Here is a 17,290-nt window from a genome sequence, read left to right as displayed (position 1 = left end):
TCAAAAAGGGAATTTAATCCTATGCTTATCGCACAAAAAAAGAGCCAAAGACTCGAAAAATATTTTAGAGCTGGACTTCAGTCCAGTTTTAAGTGTATATTTTTTGTTTTATAATGAAAAATATATTTTTTTACCTAGCCCTGATCGAAACGGCATCCTTTTGCAGCGGGGTTCGCTGCAAAAGATATAGTGAAGAGCAGGACAAAACGTCTTGAAAAACCAAAAAATGTCTGCTCCTTAAAAAAATCACATCAAAAAAAATGTCAATAAAATAAACGCTTCACAACGTTTTTCAAACCAATCTATGACACGATAAGAAAATATTATGATAATTTTATTTCATAATTAGAAAAACCGCCATACATTTGCCTAACAGTGTTAAACAATTTAATACTCGAATAAAATGGCTAGCAAAGATCGAATTTTAAGACAAAAAGAAGAGACAAGGAACAACATCCTTGGCGCTGCTTATGATATCGTAAAAGAAGAAGGCTGGAATGGTTTGAGTATGCGTAAAATTGCCGACAGGATAGAATATACTGCTCCTATTATTTATGAATATTTCTCGAATAAAGAAGCAATATTAGAAGAACTGACTGGCAAAGGTTTCGTCAAACTGACTAAAGAATTGCAAATTGCAATAGATAAGTTTGAAAAACCCGAAGATCAATTAGAAGCCATGTGGATGACTTATTGGGACTTCGCTTTTACTAATACTGAAATGTACCAGTTGATGTTTGGTGTTCAAATGACCTGCTGCGCACAGCGATGTTCGGCTCAAGAGGGACCTTACAAATTATTCACTCATGTAATTGCTGAAGTAATGAAAGACAGCAATCCGAGTCAGGATATCATAAAGCAAAAGTATTTCACTTTCTTTTCTGTTATTCATGGTTTAATTGCCATCAACATCATTAATAAAAGTGATATTTTAGAAACAATAAATGCACAAATTTTGAAAGATGCCATTGGCGGTATCATCAAATCTATACAATAATTTTTTTTTCAATTTTTACTTAACAGTGTAAAATAATTTAATTGGATAATATAAAATCCTTTTTTTTGTAACATACACTTAACACTGTTAGAAAATTTAATCGAGGTAATAAAAGCCTTTTTTTAGACTTTTACTTAACACCGTTAAATATTTTAATAGTGATTTTAGAATAAAATAGAAAAAGCTTAAAGTAAGAAAGTTTGTGCACATTTACTTAACAACGTTAGATAATTTAATTTTATTAAATATGAATCCCGAGAATGCCAGAATACCTATGAATTTAATCCGAGAAAATGTTCAACCAATTAAAACCAATATGAAAATGAAAAATGTAATTATAACCAGTTTTATTCTGGCTTTAGTATTAAGCGGCTGTGGCGACAAAAATCAGGCGCCTACTGCTCCACCACCGCCAATTTTACCTGTGTTGGCTATAACAAGTGCAAATACAACTACTGATGCTGAATATCCAGCGGCTATCCAAGGAACTGTAGATGTTGAAATTCGACCACAAGTAAGCGGAAACCTTGACAGAATTTTTGTTGACGAAGGTGCTTATGTAACCAAAGGACAAACTTTATTCAAAATCAATGAGCGCCCGTTTCGCGAGCAGTTAAACAATGCTTTGGCAAGTCTTCACGCTGCAGAAGCCGCTTTGATTAACGCGAATTTAGAAGTAGATAAATTAACGCCGCTAGTTCAAAACAAAGTAGTTTCTGATTATCAATTAAAAACTGCTAAAGCTTCACAAAAAATTGCTGCTGCAAATATCGAACAGGCAAAAGCAATGGTAGGTTCTGCTAAAATTAATTTAGGTTACACCAATGTTACGGCTCCAGTAAGTGGTTACATTGGAAGACTACCTAAAAAACAAGGAAGTTTAGTTTCTGCTTCTGATGTTGAAGCGCTTACCACTTTATCTGATGTTCATGAAGTGTTTGCTTATTTCTCTTTAGGTGAAACAGATTTCATTCACTTTAAAGAACAATACGCTGGAAGTTCATTAGGTGATAAAATTAAAAAACTTCCTCCTGTTACTTTGATTTTGGCTGATAACAGCGCTTATCCAAAAACTGGAAAAATCGATATGGTTGACGGTCAGTTTGATAAAACTACGGGAGCAATCACGATTAGAGCGACTTTTCCAAATGCAAACGGAATTCTACGTTCTGGAAACACAGGAAGAATTCGTTTAGGATTAAACCACGACGATGCGATTTTAGTACCGCAAGCTGCTACAATAGAAATGCAGGATAAAATATTTGTTTTCACTGTAGGTAAAGACAACAAAGTGACTAAAATGCCTATTACAGTTGTGGGTAAAAGCGGGACGAACTATTTAATTAAAGACGGCGTAAAATCTGGTGATCAAATCGTGATAAGCGGTATTGACAAACTTCAGGATGGACAAGCGATTCAGCCAGAAAAATCAACTAAAGTTGCCGAAGTAACTAATAAAAAATAATCAGAAGAAATAATGTTCAAAATATTTATACAAAGACCTGTACTGGCAACCGTAATTTCCATTTTATTGGTAATTCTGGGAGTATTGGGTTTAACTAAACTGCCTTTACAACAGTTTCCTGATATTGCGCCTCCATCGGTTTTGGTAACGGCGGTATATCCGGGAGCCAACGCAGAAACGGTTTTACGTTCTGTGGCACCTTCTATCGAAGAATCTATAAATGGTGTAGAAAACATGACTTATATGAGTTCTACAGCAAGTAACGACGGTACTTTGGCGATTACTGTTTTCTTTAAATTAGGAACAGATGCCGATCAAGCAGCGGTAAACGTGCAAAATCGTGTTGCTCAGGCAACCAGTCAATTGCCTGCCGAGGTTGTACAGCAAGGTATTGTTACGGCGAAACAACAAAATAGTTTCATCATGGCAATTGGTATGTACACAGAGGATGAAACGAAATACGATCAAACTTTTGTTGCCAACTATGCGCAGATTAATATTATTCCGGAACTAAAACGTATTCCGGGTGTAGGTTCTGCCAGTATTTTTGGTGGTGTAAAAGATTACTCTATGCGTGTATGGTTGAATCCAACACAAATGTCAACTTATAAAGTAACGCCAAATGAAGTTATGGCAGCAATTCAAGATAAAAGTTTGGAAGCTGCGCCAGGTAAATTTGGGGAAAGAAGTAAAGAAGTTTTTGAATATGTAATTAAATACAAAGGAAAACTTACTAAACCAGAAGATTATCAAAACATTGCCATTCGTTCTAATCCTGATGGTTCTGTTCTTCATTTAAAAGATGTAGCTAGAGTTGAATTGGGTGCTTACTCTTACAACAGTTTAACGCGTTTAAATGGTAAAAAAGGAATTGTAATTGGAGTTATTCAGTTAGCTGGATCAAACTCAAATGATATTCAGATTGCCATTAACAAAATGATGGAAAAGGCTTCTAAAGATTTTCCTAAAGGTATCAAACACAATATTTTCTATAGTACAAAAGTATCTCTTGACCAATCTATTGAACAAGTTGAGCATACATTATTAGAAGCTTTTATACTGGTTTTTATTGTGGTATTTATCTTCTTGCAAGATTTTAGATCAACATTAATCCCGGCTATTGCTGTACCTGTAGCAATTTTAGGAACGTTCTTCTTCATGCAGTTATTCGGATTTTCGATCAACCTTTTAACACTTTTCGCATTAATTCTGGCGATTGGTATTGTGGTCGATGATGCCATTGTGGTAGTCGAAGCGGTGCATGCGAAAATGGAGCACAAACGCTTGTCTCCAAAAATCGCAACCCATGAAGCAATGCACGAAATAACGGGTGCTATTATCTCGATTACGCTGGTAATGGCTGCTGTATTCCTGCCGGTTGGTTTTATGGAAGGCTCAACAGGAGTTTTCTATCGTCAGTTTGCCTTTACGATGGCAATTGCAATTGTAATTTCGGCAGTAAATGCTTTAACATTGAGTCCGGCGCTTGCCGCATTATTCTTAAAAGATAATCACGGAGCTCACGATCACGATGCGCCTTATGTGAAAAAAGGATTTAAAGAGAAATTCTTTACCGCTTTCAACAGCAGTTTTGAATCTTTAACAAATCGTTACGTAGGCGGACTTAAATTCTTAATCAGAAGAAAATGGTTGAGTTTAGGCGGATTAGCTTTAATTGTTGTGGCAACTGTTGTAATGGTTAAAACAACTCCTGCAGGGTTTATTCCAACAGAAGATCAAGGATTTATTGCGATTGCAGTAAACACTCCATCTGGAACATCATTAGACGGAACTCAAAAAGTAATGACCGATGCTGAAAATACATTAAGAGGTTTAGATGCTTCAAGATTCGTAACAGCGATTTCAGGTTTCAACTTATTGACGAATTCTACAAGTCCATCTTCTGCGGTTGTATTCGTATTGCTTAAACCAAACGAAGAACGAGGAGAAGTAAAAAACATTGACGAAATCATGAATCAGGTTCGCGGTAAACTGGGCGCTATTTCTGGCGGAAGCTTCTTCGTATTCAGTTTCCCAACTGTTCCTGGATTTAGTAACGTTGAGGCTTTGGATTTAGTTCTGCAAGATAAAACGGGCGGAAAACTGGATAAATTCAGCGGAATCTCTCAAAACTTTATCGGTGAATTAATGAAACGTCCGGAAATTGCAGTTGCCTTTACTTCTTTCAAAGCAGATTATCCACAATTGCAATTGGAAGTTAATGACGAAAAAGCAAATCAATTGGGTGTTAATGTAAAAGACATTTTACAAACAATGCAGGCTTATTTTGGTAGCGCACAGGCTTCAGATTTCAACCGATTTGGTAAATATTACCGAGTTGTTGTTCAGGCTGATATCCAAGACCGAGCAGATCCAACAGCAATTGACAGAGTTTTTGTAAAAAACAAAACGGGCGAAATGGTGCCAATAAATACTTTAGTAAAACTAACTCGTATTTATGGTTCTGAAACCGCTTCACGATACAATTTATTTAACTCAATTTCTATTAATGCGATTCCGAAACCTGGCTTTAGTTCTGGAGACGCCATTAAAGCAATTGAAGAAGTAGCAGCACAACAATTACCTGCAGGTTACGGGTTTGAATTCTCGGGCCAGACTCGTGAGGAGATTTCTTCCGGAGGGCAATCGGCTACAATTTTCTTACTGTGTTTGATATTCATTTATTTCCTACTTGCTGCACAGTATGAGAGTTATATCCTTCCTCTAGCGGTTATTTTATCGATCCCTGCAGGTATTTTTGGAGTATTCGTTGCTATTGGTTTAACTGGAATCGAAAACAACATTTACGTACAAGTTGCTCTTGTCATGCTGATCGGATTGCTCGCCAAAAATGCCATCTTAATTGTGGAATTTGCGGTACAAAAAAGAAAATCAGGAATGGCATTAGTTAAAGCTTCAATCGATGCAGCCAAATTACGTTTGCGACCAATTATCATGACGTCTCTTGCCTTTATTGTTGGTTTAGTGCCAATGATGAGCGCCAAAGGACCATCAGCTCAAGGTAACCATTCTATTAGTATTGGTGCCGCCGGAGGTATGATTTCAGGAGTAATTCTAGGTTTGTTTATCATTCCTGTTTTATTCATCATCTTCCAGCATTTACAAGAAAAGGTTTCTGGAAAACCAGTTGCCGTAATTCATAACGAAGAAGAAAAATAATCAATGGAAAACTATATAACCACAGCTTTAGTAGCCATAATAATTGGCATTGCTTATATATCGTACAGAATCTCAAAAGATCTAGAAACAAGAAAAGATACTTGTACAGAAATTTAATAAAAGAAAGAATGAAAAATCATATAACCAAAATCGTGACCTTCGCCATTCTGATCACGACCTTAATATCCTGTAAAGTTTCGAAGGATATTGAAACTCCAAAAGATGCATTTCCTGAGAATTTCAGGAATGCATCGGTTTCGAGTGATACAACAAATATTGCCGATGTGGAGTGGAAAAACTTCTTTACTGAAAAAGATATTATCAAATTGATCGACAGCGCTGTTGCGAGAAACAACGACCTTCAGATTGCTGAAAAAAACATTGAAATTGCACAATACCGTTTTACTCAGTCAAAATGGGGAAATGTGCCTCAGGTTAATTTATTTGTAAACGCAAGTACAAGCAATCCGTCTGACAATAGTTTTACAGGATTAAACTTAAATCAGGCAATTGGTGCGAAACATATCGACGATTATTCTGCCGGAGCTTCACTTTCTTGGGAAGCTGATATTTGGGGAAAGATCAGAAACCAAAAGAAAGGGGCTTACGCAGGATATCTTCAGTCTGAAGAAGTAAAAAAAGCATTGCAGACAAATATTGTTGCGAATGTTTCGAGAGGATATTACAATCTTTTGATGCTGGATGCGCAATTGGATATTGCCAGACAAAATCTTCGTTTAAATGATAGTACAACCAATATTATCAAATTAAAATACGATGCTGGTCAGGTAACCACTTTGGCAATTCAACAATCTGAAGCACAGAAATTGAACTCAGCGCAATTGATTCCGTTATTGGAACAAAATATTGCGATTCAGGAAAACGCTTTGAGTGTTTTAACGGGTTCTTTTCCGAATTCTAAAGAGAGATCAGTTAAGTTAAGCGCACTTGAAGTAAATCATAATACGGCAATCGGAATTCCATCTGCCTTAGTAAGCAGAAGACCAGATGTAAAAAGTGCCGAATTGGCTCTTAAAGCAGCAAATGCAAACGTAGGAATCACAAAAGCAGATTTATATCCAGCTTTAAGAATCACGGCGCAAGGCGGCTTAAACTCTTTTGAAACCAGCAATTGGTTCAACATTCCGGCTTCATTATTCGGAACTGTTGCGGGAGGTTTAACTCAACCGCTTTTGAACAACAAAAGAGTCAGAACGCAATATAATATCGCTGTCGCGGAAAGAGAAAAAGCGGTTTTAAGCTTTAGACAATCCGTTTTGGTTGCCGTAAGCGAAGTTTCTGACGCTTTAGTTAAAGTGGAGAAATTACAGCAGCAAGAAACTTTTTTGAAAGAAAAGGTAAAAACATTGCAGCAAGCAATTAAAAATGCCAACCTTTTATTCAAAAATGGTATGGCAGAATATCTTGAAGTTCTAACGGCGCAAGCTAATTTATTGCAAAGCGAATTAGAATTAGCAGATTTAAAAAGACAACAACTTACAGCCAATACAGACTTGTACCGCGCTCTAGGCGGAGGCTGGAAATAATACCCGCTAATTACCCGTTAATTATTTATTTTTTGAGATGAAAACGCTGTGAGACCTTTGGGTTTCATGGCGTTTTTTAGTTTTGCCACGAAGATGCCAGGGTTCTAAGTTTTTTTTAAAAGAATTCAATAAAATTAAAAACCGTAAGAAATATTTTACTTATATAAATAAATAATTACATTTGCAAGAATAAAAACACCTTAATCATATAAGTAATACAGAATGAAACATTTACTAAGCATCATCATCATTTTAACTTTATCATTTCAGGCTTTTTCTCAAAAAAAGCAACAAAAGAAAACAAAATCCAAAGCAAATGACAATGCACAAATTGAAATGATTCAAGAAGCTATGCCAAAAATGGCGGCTACAGAAATTGACACTTTACACATATACAAAGGCAAAAGATATGTTTTTTTAGTTGATGTAAACAAATATTCAGGACAAAGTGATGTAGACTATGCCAGTAATAATAATTCCGAAGAAGCAGAATTAAGAAGAAATTTTGCCAAAGATGAATTAGAAATAATAAAAATTCACAGATATAGCTATGTAATTTTTGAAAACAAAAAAACATTAGATATCAGTAGTGATGGAGATTCTTATCAAGCTTTTGCTTATTGGAGTGGAAAATTAGGTGATAACATAGAAGTACAGGAAGGAACAAGAATGGCAACTGAATTTGTATCAAAAAATATTGGAGTAAATAAAGAGTCATCCTATAATCTTAATGCAATCAAGTACAAAAAAGAAGTTGCCATACTGGAAAACAAAAATAAAATTACTTCAAAATCTAAAGAAGTAATGAAGGCGGTATTAAGTAAGTATATTTTTCCAATTAATAAATTGAAAGATGATGATGTAATTTTATTTAAACAATCAAATGCTAAGATAAAAACGATTAATTCATATTTGGTTGAGAATGGAAAAGAAACCCGCTTGAGAACCATATTACTCAACGAAAATGGTTTACCTATAACAACAACTAATTATGATAAAAAAGAAGAACGCAAAACAAATTATATCTACAAAGACGACTTACTTATTAAAATTATGTCAGATGACAGAGTATTATCTTCAATAAATTATGATGATGGCAAAATGATATTTTCTGGAAGTTTTGGTGATGCAAATGAAACAGAAGTTAATTGGCTTGAAAATGGTGTATTATTAAAAAAATCATACATTTTAATGAGTGATAATAAGTCTTCGCATATGAATACTTTTGCAGAAGAGAAAATAGAAAACGATTGTAATTTACTTTACATAAATAATGTACTCTGGACAAAAAACTGCAGCACTAAAAAGAATGTTTTCCCTTTTATTCATAAATATACTTCTTATCAAGATGAAAAAGTACTACAATTTAGAAAATCCAAGCTAGAGAAAAAAGATGATAAAACATTTGAAAAATATTATTCAGATGCAGAATCTGAAGATCAGAAAGACAATTTCAAATTATTTGGAACTTTCTTTTTAAATGAATACAACTTGGTAAGCAGTTATAATTTTACAAAAGATAAAACTAACAGGATAGTGAAAATCGAATATACTTATTACCAATAAGCAAGTTAATGCTCAATAAAATTTGTGTAAATTCGCGGAATTAGTGGCAAAAAACTTTGTGACTTAGTGCCTTTGCAGTAAAACCATCATTTAAATAAATCAAAAAACATGAAAAAAATTGCAAGTATTGCGCTTTTAGCTTTACTATTTACAAATTGCAAGCAAAGCAATAATGAAGAATCAAAACCAATTGAAAAACCTGCAGCAATTGCAACTGTAAAAGAAGAAAAAAAGACAGTACCAAAAGAAGATTGTAAGGATATCGAAGTCGAAATGGGAGACGGAAGAGAATGTATAATACAGGATACCAATCTTGATGAAGTATATCAAAATATCATCAAAAATAAAGAAATCGAAGAATCGAATTATTTTTTAAGCACTATTCCAAACGAAAGCAAATCTGTTGAAGTAAATCAAAACGGATTAATCTCAATTGATTATAAAATCACCAAAGATAAAGTGGTAATTTCTATGAATTATCCAGGCGGTCTGACGGAAGTAACTCTTGAAAAAATAAATAATACAGTTAAAAGAAGTATTTATCATTATGCTGATTAAACTTAAAAACAATACAAAATTGTACCGAAAAAGTATAATATTCTTTTTTATTAAACCGCTAAAAGCTTCTGAGTTTTTGGCGGTTTTTTATTTATCGTGAAGGCACTAAGTTTTTTTAAAGTTTGTCGCGAATTTCACTAATTTTCACTAATTTCTATTATTTAAAATATTCATAAGTAATTCGCGAAAATTCGTGAAATTCGCGGCAGTAAACTTTGTGCCTTAGCGCCTTCGTGGCAAAACCAAAACAATCTATGAATTTCAATAAAGAAATATACCTCAATCAATTAAAACAAACTATCGAAAGTTACTATCCACTTTCTGATCAGTCTTGGAAATTGATTGAAAACATAGCCCAATTTCAAACCCTAAAAAAAGGAGAAACCTTATTACAAAATGGAGAAATCGCTAAAAATCTTCATTTCGTTGCGAAAGGTGTTTTAAGAGCTTTTATAACAGACCAGCAGGGAAATTTTTATAACAAAAACCTTTTTCTTGAAAATTATTTTGCAGGTTCTAAAGTTTCACTGATGTTACAATCTCCTTCTAATTTTACGATTGAAGCTTTGGAAGATTCCATTGTAATCAACATCAACTATAAAAAATATATGGAGCTGATTTACCAAAATGATGATCTTAAAAATTTTTATATTGCTCATTTAGAGAAAAACTGGATTATTGATAAAGAACAAAGAGAAGTCGCTTTGGTCATGCAGAACGCAACCGAAAGATATGTCAGTCTTTTAGAGAAACATCCAAGTATTGCGGATCGTGTGCCGTTATTGCATATTGCTTCGCATTTAGGAATTACGCCAACCCAGTTAAGCCGAATCAGAAAAAGTCTGGAAAAAGATTTGTAAATCAACATATGTAAAGGTTTTTCTAAAAGACCAGATTTATCTTTGCTTTATAATTCAAATTCAATATTACAATGACCAAAATAGACCTCATCAAAAACAATATTGACAATCTTACCACACTTTGGAAAACTGTTGCCACTCCTCTCCTTTCTTATCACAAAAATGATTTCTTAGAATTCAGTCAGATCAAAAATTCAGGCTGGCCAAATAGATTATGGTTTCGGGAAGATATTACGGAAGAAAATTTGCCGCAGATTTTGGAAACTATGAACCAAAATCGAGGTTTGGTTGTTCCGTATTGGGATATTTTTGGAAGTAATTCAAATGAAATTTTTGAAAAAAACGGGTTTAATATCCGAATTCAGCTGATGGCTATGTTTTTAAAATTAAATAAAAAATTACCGCTTCAAAACAAACTTACTTTTAGAAGAGTTTTAAATGAAGAAGATGCCAAAACCTGGTCTGATATTTATCCGTTGTCTTTCAGTTATGTAATCAGTAAAGAAACATTGGTTTCTAATTATGAGAATGTAAAATTCTATTTAGTTCATTTTGAAGAAAAACCAATTGGCACGCTTACGCTTTTCCAAACCGACAAAACAATGGGAATTCATGGTGTCGGCGTTATTCCTGAAATGCGCAAAAGAGGTTTCGCAGAAGAAATCATGAAATTTGCGATCAATGAAGCGATTGATGCGGATTGTGAATATGCACAGTTGCAAGCTTCTGCTTTAGGAAAAGGGATTTATACCAGATTGGGTTTTGAGGATTTGTTTTTGATTACAAATTATCAACTTCCTTAAATTGCATTTTTTTTTAAAATTCAAATTCCAAAATATTATTGTAAACCTTTGTCAAAGTTTGAAATTTTGGCAAAGGTGTTTTTATTGTTTTTTTGTCATCCTGAGAAACGAAGGATGACAAATAGTAAGATAAGTTCAATACTAACAACTAACAACTAACAACTAACAACTAACAAGCAACTTGTCCAAAATGCCCCTAAAATAGTCTTAAATGTATATTTCATTAAAAGGAAAACATTATTAGATTTGTAATACATTAACTAATAACCTTTTAAAAAATACCCGATGAAAAAAGCAAAAATTATTTTTTGGATTACAACAATTATTATTTTTCTATTTGAAGGCGTTATGCCGGCTTTAACTTCTCAATCAGAAATGGCTAAAGAAGGAATCAGACATTTAGGTTATCCTGAATATTTTGGGGTTGCTTTAGTCGTTTTCAAAATTTTAGGAGTCTTAGCATTAGTAATTCCTCAGGTTCCCAAAAATGTAAAGGAATGGGCTTATGCTGGATTTGGTTTCGATTTTATATTTGCTTCAATTAGTCATTTTGCTGTGGACGGAATCAATTTTCAAAGTTTCTTTCCGTTGATTTTCTTAGTGATTCTGGCAATTTCTTATATCTATTATCATAAAATAGAGCGATACAAAAATATCGCTTTGTAAATCTCTAAAACGATGATAGAAGTTTTCAAAACCAATGTTCAGGAAGTCGAAGAATCTATAATGATTCTTGGGAAACTTCTTGAACATTTCCCAAACAGCATTGTGAATTTTGATCTCGAAGATTGTGATAAAATCCTTAGAGTTCATGGCTCTTCTATTCCAAATCAGAAAATAATAGAACTTCTAAATTCGCACGGTTTTCAATGTGAAGCACTCCCTTAAACATAATTTACTGATTTACAAAATATTAAAACAAAATTTCGTAATTTTAAAATCCTAATTTTTAAAATATCAAAAAATGAATATTCCTGCAGAACATCAAACCATAATGCCGTATTTGATTTTACAAGGTGCATCAAAATTCATTGACTTTACCAAAAAAGTTTTTGGAGCAACTGAAACCAATACAAAATCATTACGTGAAGACGGAACTATTATGCATGCCGAAATTACCTTAAACGGAAGCACTATAATGATTACTGATGAAATTACAGACTGGGCAAAACAAACCTCAAACTTATTTGTCTACGTACCCAATGCCGATGAAACCTATAAAAAAGCTTTAGAAAACGGAGCCGTTTCTTTAATGGGATTAAGCGATCAGGATTATGGAAGAACCTGCGGTGTAACAGATCCGTTTGGAAATGTCTGGTGGATAACATCTGTATAATAATCCATTTAAGAAATCAATAATATGAAAACTGAAGCTGCAAATGATATTGTTGAAACATTCAAAAAATTAAATGAATCAATTTCCAGATTTTCTGAAGACGAATTGAATCTTGTTCCGTATCAGGGAAGCTGGACGGCCGGACAAGTAACACAGCATATTATTCTGGCCTCCTCTGGATTTCCGGAATTGTTTGCAGGAAAAACGGAACAAACCACCCGAAAACCCGACGAAAAAATCAAAGATATTGAAGGTCTTTTTTTAAACTTCGATATAAAAATGGACGCACCCGTTTTTCTTATACCCGAAAAAAAAGAATATATCAAAAATGATTTAAATAGGAAACTGCACAAAATCGAATCAGAATTATTGGATTGTGCCGAAAAGTACGATTTAACGCTGACTTGTTTAGATTTTCAGGTTCCGGGTTTTGATACATTTACGATGTACGAATGGATTGATTTCGCATTAGTTCACACTCAAAGGCATACGCATCAATTAAATCATATTTTTAAGTATATAACTAAAGGCTAAATTAATGAGATCAAAATCTAAAACTATTTTATACTCTGGTTTTTTATCCGGTACGCTGGATATTTTGGCAGCAATTTTAATTTATTCAGTTATATTACATCAAACAACCGCGGTAAAAATTCTACAATCTATTGCGAGCGGTATGTTTAAAAAGGAAGCTTACACCAACGGATCGCAAATGGCTCTTTATGGTTTGCTGCTTCATTACTTTATTGCTTTTCTTTTTGCTTACATTTATTTTAAAATATATCCTTATCTTCCATTTCTTCGGCAAAACTTTTTACTGTCGGGAATTATATATGGTATCTTCGTTTGGATTGTAATGAATCTTATCGTACTGCCTATTGTGTTTCCAGAGCTTCCTGCAAAACAATTTGATTTCCCTTTATTGCTTTCTATATTAATTTTGATATTCTGTATTGGCCTTCCCATTGCATATGTAACCAAGAAGTTTTATACCAGACATTAAAAATAAATTTAAGTTCATTTCAACCTGAAACCTGAAGCAAAAAAAAAGCGAAATCAACATTCAATAGTTAATTTCGCTTTTTTTCGATTAAAATTTAAATCTAAACTCTGCTTCTGCCGCTTATTAATGAGATAATAAACAAAACTAAGAATATAAAGAATAAGATTTTTGCGATACTAGCGGCTCCAGCGGCAATTCCTCCAAAACCAAAAATTCCGGCTACTATAGCTAGAATTATGAAAGTGACTGTCCATCGTAACATAATAGTGTAATTTAAATTAAAAAATATGACTTTTTTGAAAGTCTGATTTGTTTGTTTCTCAAAGTTCCAGTTTACTTACAAAAACGATTAACTCAAATGCGATATTTTTTAGCGCAATCAACTACAAATCATAAATTTATCGGCCTTTTCCAGAATTTCAATTTGAACCTTATACAATTCCCATGTAAATGCTTTAGAGTTAATTTTTTGATCGATTGAGTTAATTCCCGGTCTTTTCCCAAGGTAATTTTAACCTATAGAAATTTAGGTATGGAAGCAGTGATTAATCAAAACACTTTAGCAGCAAAACTGGGTGTTATTTTAGAGAAAACAGAACGCCCTTTTGAAGAATTAGGTGTTTTAAATCCTGCGATATATCAAGATGGAAACAGCGTTCATATGTTTTACAGAGCTGCTAAAAGAGGTAATTTTTCAACTATTGGTTATTGCCGTTTCGAAGGCCCTGTAACTTTAGCAGAACGTCATACTGAACCCATTTTTGTACCCGAATATATTTATGAAATTCATGGTGTAGAAGATCCAAGAATTACAAAAATTGGCGATACCTTCTATATGACATATGTAACATATGACGGCCTTAATGCGTGTGGAGCTATTGCAACATCAAAAGATTTGACTTCTTTTAAAAAGAAAGGAATTATAACACCAAAATTCATTTTAAATGAATTCACTAATTTGATTCGCAAACACTTACAAAACCCAAGTATTGCCAGCATATTAGCTTTTAATACCGCCAGAAATTATCCTTTGAGCGAAACAATGAAGGAAAATTTATTAGTGTGGGATAAAAATGTAGTTCTTTTTCCAAAAAAAATAAACGGAAAATTTGTGGCTTTACACCGCTTATTTCCTTCTATTCAAATTGTTTCATTTGAGAAGAAAAAAGAGCTGACGGTAGATTTTTGGAAAGAGTATTTAAAAAACCTGCCGGATTATATTATTATGGAACCCAAATATGATCATGAAACAAGTCATATTGGACCAGGCGCTCCGCCAATTGAAACTAAAGAAGGATGGCTGTTGATTTATCATGCTGCCGAAAGACGTGAAAAAGGTCTTGTTTATCATGCCTGCGCCGCTTTACTGGATCTTAATGATCCAAGCAAAGTAATAGGACGTTTAGCAAAACCTATTATTACGCCATCAGAATATTACGAAAGACACGGGTATGTAAATTATGTTGTTTTCCCCACGGGAACAGCCATTTTTGATGACCTATTATATATTTATTACGGTGCCGCCGATGACAAGATTGCGGCAGCCTCTCTGAACCTTAACGACTTATTAACAGAACTAAAACAGAACTCCCATGAAGAAGATATCAAATAAATCGAAAATTGTTTTTCTTTCTACATTTCCTCCAACACAATGTGGTATCGCAACTTATACCCAAGATACAATAAAAGGAATTACCAATGTTTTTGGTAAATCGATAACTTGTGAAATTTGCGAATTGGTCAATGAACCAAAAGCAAACCCAACACAAGCCTTTACATTAAATACCAAAGAAAGAGCCGAATACACAAAAGTTGCCGAGGAAATCAATCAGGATGAAAATGTAAAATTAGTGCACATTCAGCATGAATTTGGTTTATTTGGAGGCAGCTACGGAGATCATTTATTAGATTTTTTAAATACTATAAAAAAACCGGTAACCTATACTTTTCACAGTGTTATTCAAAACCCGAATAACGAATTGAAAACTTTTGTAAAATTACTTCTAAGCTACAGTAATTCTGTTTTTGTAATGACTAACCAATCAAAAGAAATTTTGATGCAGCACTATGATATCAATGAAGAAATAATTACTTGTGTACCACACGGAACTCATATTGTAATTTATGAAGCTCCAGAACAGGCAAAAGCAAAATTCGATATTCAAAACAAAATTGTATTGTCGACTTTCGGACTTTTGGGTGAAGGAAAAAACATCGAAACCGGTTTGCAGGCTTTGGCAAAAATCGTTAAAAAAGAACCAGACGTTTTGTATTTAATCATTGGCAAAACACATCCAAATTTAATTAAAGAAGGCGTTGACGCTTATCGCGATAAACTGGAAGCGCTTGTTGATGAATTGGATTTACGCAAAAATGTTCGTTTCATTAACCAATATTTAGATACTGATGAGCTTTTAGAATATTTAAAAGCTACTGATATTTATTTGTTTACATCTAAAGATCCAAACCAGGCCGTAAGCGGTACCTTTGCTTATGCCATGAGTTGTGCATGCCCAATGGTGGCATCTAAAATTCCGCATACCAGAGAAGTTTTAACCGAAGACTGCGGTGTTCTAGTTGATATTGGAGATGTCGATCAATTTGCAGAAGCAACTTTAAAACTAATTGCCGACGAAAATCTTAGACACGGAATGGCAATTCAGGCTTTAACTAAAATGAGAGCTTCATCTTGGGAAAATGCAGGATTAACACACATAAATACATATAAAAAACTAATTGAAAATCCAGCTGATATTAAATACAGCTATCCGGATATTCAGTTACGACATATCAAAAAATTAACGACAGATCTTGGTATCATTCAGTTTAGTAAAATTTCAGTTCCAGATTTAGAATCGGGTTATACTTTAGATGATAATGCACGTGCTTTGATTGCCTTTTGTATGCATTATAAACTAACAAAAGATAAAGATGATCTTCCTTATATTTTAATTTACCTGGATTTTATCGAAAGATGCCAGAAACCGAAAGGAAACTTCATTAATTACGTCGATAAGGAATATCGTGAACACGTTGAGCAAAATGCCGAAGTTAATCTGGAAGATTCAAACGCAAGAGCTATCTGGGCTTTAGGAACAGTAGTTGCAAATGCCGACATTCTTCCTGAGAATATTTCTAAAAAAGCATCAAACTGCTTCCTGAATTCACTAAAATGGGCAGAAAATATTCAGTCTCCGCGTTCTATTGGTTTCGCTACAAAAGGCTTGTATCTGTATCATAATGCCATTCCAAATTTATATGTTGCGGCTATTATCAATAAATTAAATGCGAAACTGCTTTCTAATTATGAAGATACCGCTTCTGAAGACTGGCAATGGTTTGAAAACTATTTAACATACGGAAACGGAATTCTTCCAGAATCAATGTTATACGCTTATTTAGTGACCAATAAACCGGTTTACAAAAAAGTAGCTTTAGATTCATTAGACTTTTTAATGTCAAAAACTTTTGTTGATGGTAATTTTAAAGCTATTTCCAATCAAAGCTGGTATCACAAAGGATCTGAACCACAGGAATATGGAGAACAGCCAATTGATGTAACTTACACGATTCAGACTTTAAATGCTTTTTACCAAGCTTTTAAAACTCCAGAATATAAAAAGAAAATGAAAACAGCGTTTAATTGGTTTTTAGGAAAAAATCATTTAAATCAAATTATGTATAATCCGGTAAGCGGAGGCGGTTATGACGGTCTTGAAAAAGAAAATGTGAACTTAAACCAAGGTGCAGAATCTACTGTATGTTATTTAACTGCAAGATTGTTAATGGAAAAATTTGCACTTTCAGAGTCTAAGGTTATTCCCTTAATGAAATCCAGAGCCGGCATCGCTATAAACTTATAAAGGAATTTCAATTCTTTAAAAACAATAGACTGACCAAAATTCTATTAAACCCGGAAAATCCCTTTCTTAATGAAAGGGATTTTTTGTTTTGTTAAAATAAACAAATAAATTT

16 protein-coding genes are annotated in these 17,290 nt (G+C 33.6%); 15 read left to right on the top strand and 1 reads right to left on the bottom strand.

Going from position 1 to position 17,290, the window contains the following annotated elements:
- Positions 1 to 403 precede the first annotated feature (403 nt).
- From L1276_RS18565 to L1276_RS18505, 13 genes are all read left to right on the top strand, one after another.
- Complete coding sequence (locus tag L1276_RS18565) at positions 404 to 997, top strand: TetR/AcrR family transcriptional regulator (protein ID WP_253790454.1); 594 nt, start codon at positions 404 to 406, stop codon at positions 995 to 997.
- Between the two features lie 247 nt (positions 998 to 1,244).
- Positions 1,245 to 2,462, top strand: a complete 1,218-nt coding sequence (locus L1276_RS18560; protein WP_253790453.1) for an efflux RND transporter periplasmic adaptor subunit — start codon at positions 1,245 to 1,247, stop codon at positions 2,460 to 2,462.
- Positions 2,463 to 2,474: 12 nt separating this feature from the next.
- Positions 2,475 to 5,642, top strand: coding sequence for an efflux RND transporter permease subunit (locus L1276_RS18555; RefSeq protein ID WP_253790452.1), 3,168 nt, complete (start codon positions 2,475 to 2,477; stop codon positions 5,640 to 5,642).
- A 128-nt stretch (positions 5,643 to 5,770) separates the two neighbouring features.
- On the top strand, positions 5,771 to 7,189 hold the full coding sequence (locus tag L1276_RS18550; protein ID WP_253790451.1) for a TolC family protein: 1,419 nt from the start codon (positions 5,771 to 5,773) through the stop codon (positions 7,187 to 7,189).
- A 222-nt stretch (positions 7,190 to 7,411) separates the two neighbouring features.
- Positions 7,412 to 8,755 (top strand): hypothetical protein, encoded by a 1,344-nt coding sequence (locus tag L1276_RS18545; RefSeq protein ID WP_253790450.1) that lies wholly within the window; start codon positions 7,412 to 7,414, stop codon positions 8,753 to 8,755.
- 108 nt (positions 8,756 to 8,863) lie between these two features.
- Positions 8,864 to 9,313, top strand: a complete 450-nt coding sequence (locus tag L1276_RS18540; protein WP_253790448.1) for a hypothetical protein — start codon at positions 8,864 to 8,866, stop codon at positions 9,311 to 9,313.
- A 254-nt stretch (positions 9,314 to 9,567) separates the two neighbouring features.
- Complete coding sequence (locus L1276_RS18535) at positions 9,568 to 10,173, top strand: Crp/Fnr family transcriptional regulator (RefSeq protein WP_253790447.1); 606 nt, start codon at positions 9,568 to 9,570, stop codon at positions 10,171 to 10,173.
- A gap of 71 nt (positions 10,174 to 10,244) precedes the next feature.
- The gene (locus tag L1276_RS18530; protein ID WP_253790446.1) at positions 10,245 to 10,976 is read left to right on the top strand and encodes a GNAT family N-acetyltransferase; all 732 of its coding nucleotides are present in this window, start codon (positions 10,245 to 10,247) and stop codon (positions 10,974 to 10,976) included.
- Between the two features lie 285 nt (positions 10,977 to 11,261).
- Entirely contained in the window at positions 11,262 to 11,642 is a 381-nt protein-coding gene (locus L1276_RS18525; protein WP_253790445.1) for a DoxX family protein, read from the top strand.
- A gap of 12 nt (positions 11,643 to 11,654) precedes the next feature.
- The gene (locus L1276_RS18520) at positions 11,655 to 11,864 is read left to right on the top strand and encodes a hypothetical protein (RefSeq protein ID WP_253790444.1); all 210 of its coding nucleotides are present in this window, start codon (positions 11,655 to 11,657) and stop codon (positions 11,862 to 11,864) included.
- A 76-nt stretch (positions 11,865 to 11,940) separates the two neighbouring features.
- Positions 11,941 to 12,312 carry a VOC family protein gene (locus L1276_RS18515; RefSeq protein ID WP_253790443.1) on the top strand — a complete coding sequence of 124 codons (372 nt, stop codon included), beginning with the start codon at positions 11,941 to 11,943 and terminating at the stop codon, positions 12,310 to 12,312.
- Between the two features lie 24 nt (positions 12,313 to 12,336).
- Complete coding sequence (locus L1276_RS18510) at positions 12,337 to 12,846, top strand: DinB family protein (protein WP_253790442.1); 510 nt, start codon at positions 12,337 to 12,339, stop codon at positions 12,844 to 12,846.
- A gap of 4 nt (positions 12,847 to 12,850) precedes the next feature.
- A complete protein-coding gene (locus L1276_RS18505; RefSeq protein WP_253790440.1) occupies positions 12,851 to 13,315 on the top strand; it encodes a DUF1440 domain-containing protein in 465 nt (154 codons plus the stop codon).
- Positions 13,316 to 13,415: 100 nt separating this feature from the next.
- Here L1276_RS18505 and L1276_RS18500 read toward each other — a convergent pair whose 3' ends face one another.
- Positions 13,416 to 13,577 carry a DUF1328 domain-containing protein gene (locus L1276_RS18500; protein WP_071638579.1) on the bottom strand — a complete coding sequence of 54 codons (162 nt, stop codon included), beginning with the start codon at positions 13,575 to 13,577 and terminating at the stop codon, positions 13,416 to 13,418.
- Between the two features lie 270 nt (positions 13,578 to 13,847).
- Between L1276_RS18500 and L1276_RS18495 the strand changes: the two genes are divergently transcribed.
- Both L1276_RS18495 and L1276_RS18490 read left to right on the top strand, forming a co-directional pair.
- Positions 13,848 to 14,927 carry a pesticidal protein Cry7Aa gene (locus L1276_RS18495; protein WP_253790437.1) on the top strand — a complete coding sequence of 360 codons (1,080 nt, stop codon included), beginning with the start codon at positions 13,848 to 13,850 and terminating at the stop codon, positions 14,925 to 14,927.
- Entirely contained in the window at positions 14,908 to 17,178 is a 2,271-nt protein-coding gene (locus L1276_RS18490; protein ID WP_253790435.1) for a glycosyltransferase, read from the top strand. The genes L1276_RS18495 and L1276_RS18490 overlap by 20 nt, the downstream gene beginning before the upstream one ends.
- The last annotated feature ends 112 nt before the right edge of the window (positions 17,179 to 17,290 follow it).

The organism is Flavobacterium sp. HSC-32F16, assembly GCF_024171645.1.
Classification (GTDB): domain Bacteria; phylum Bacteroidota; class Bacteroidia; order Flavobacteriales; family Flavobacteriaceae; genus Flavobacterium.
The sequence above is the reverse complement of the archived record's forward strand: the minus strand, read 5'-3'. Positions and strand labels throughout refer to the sequence as shown.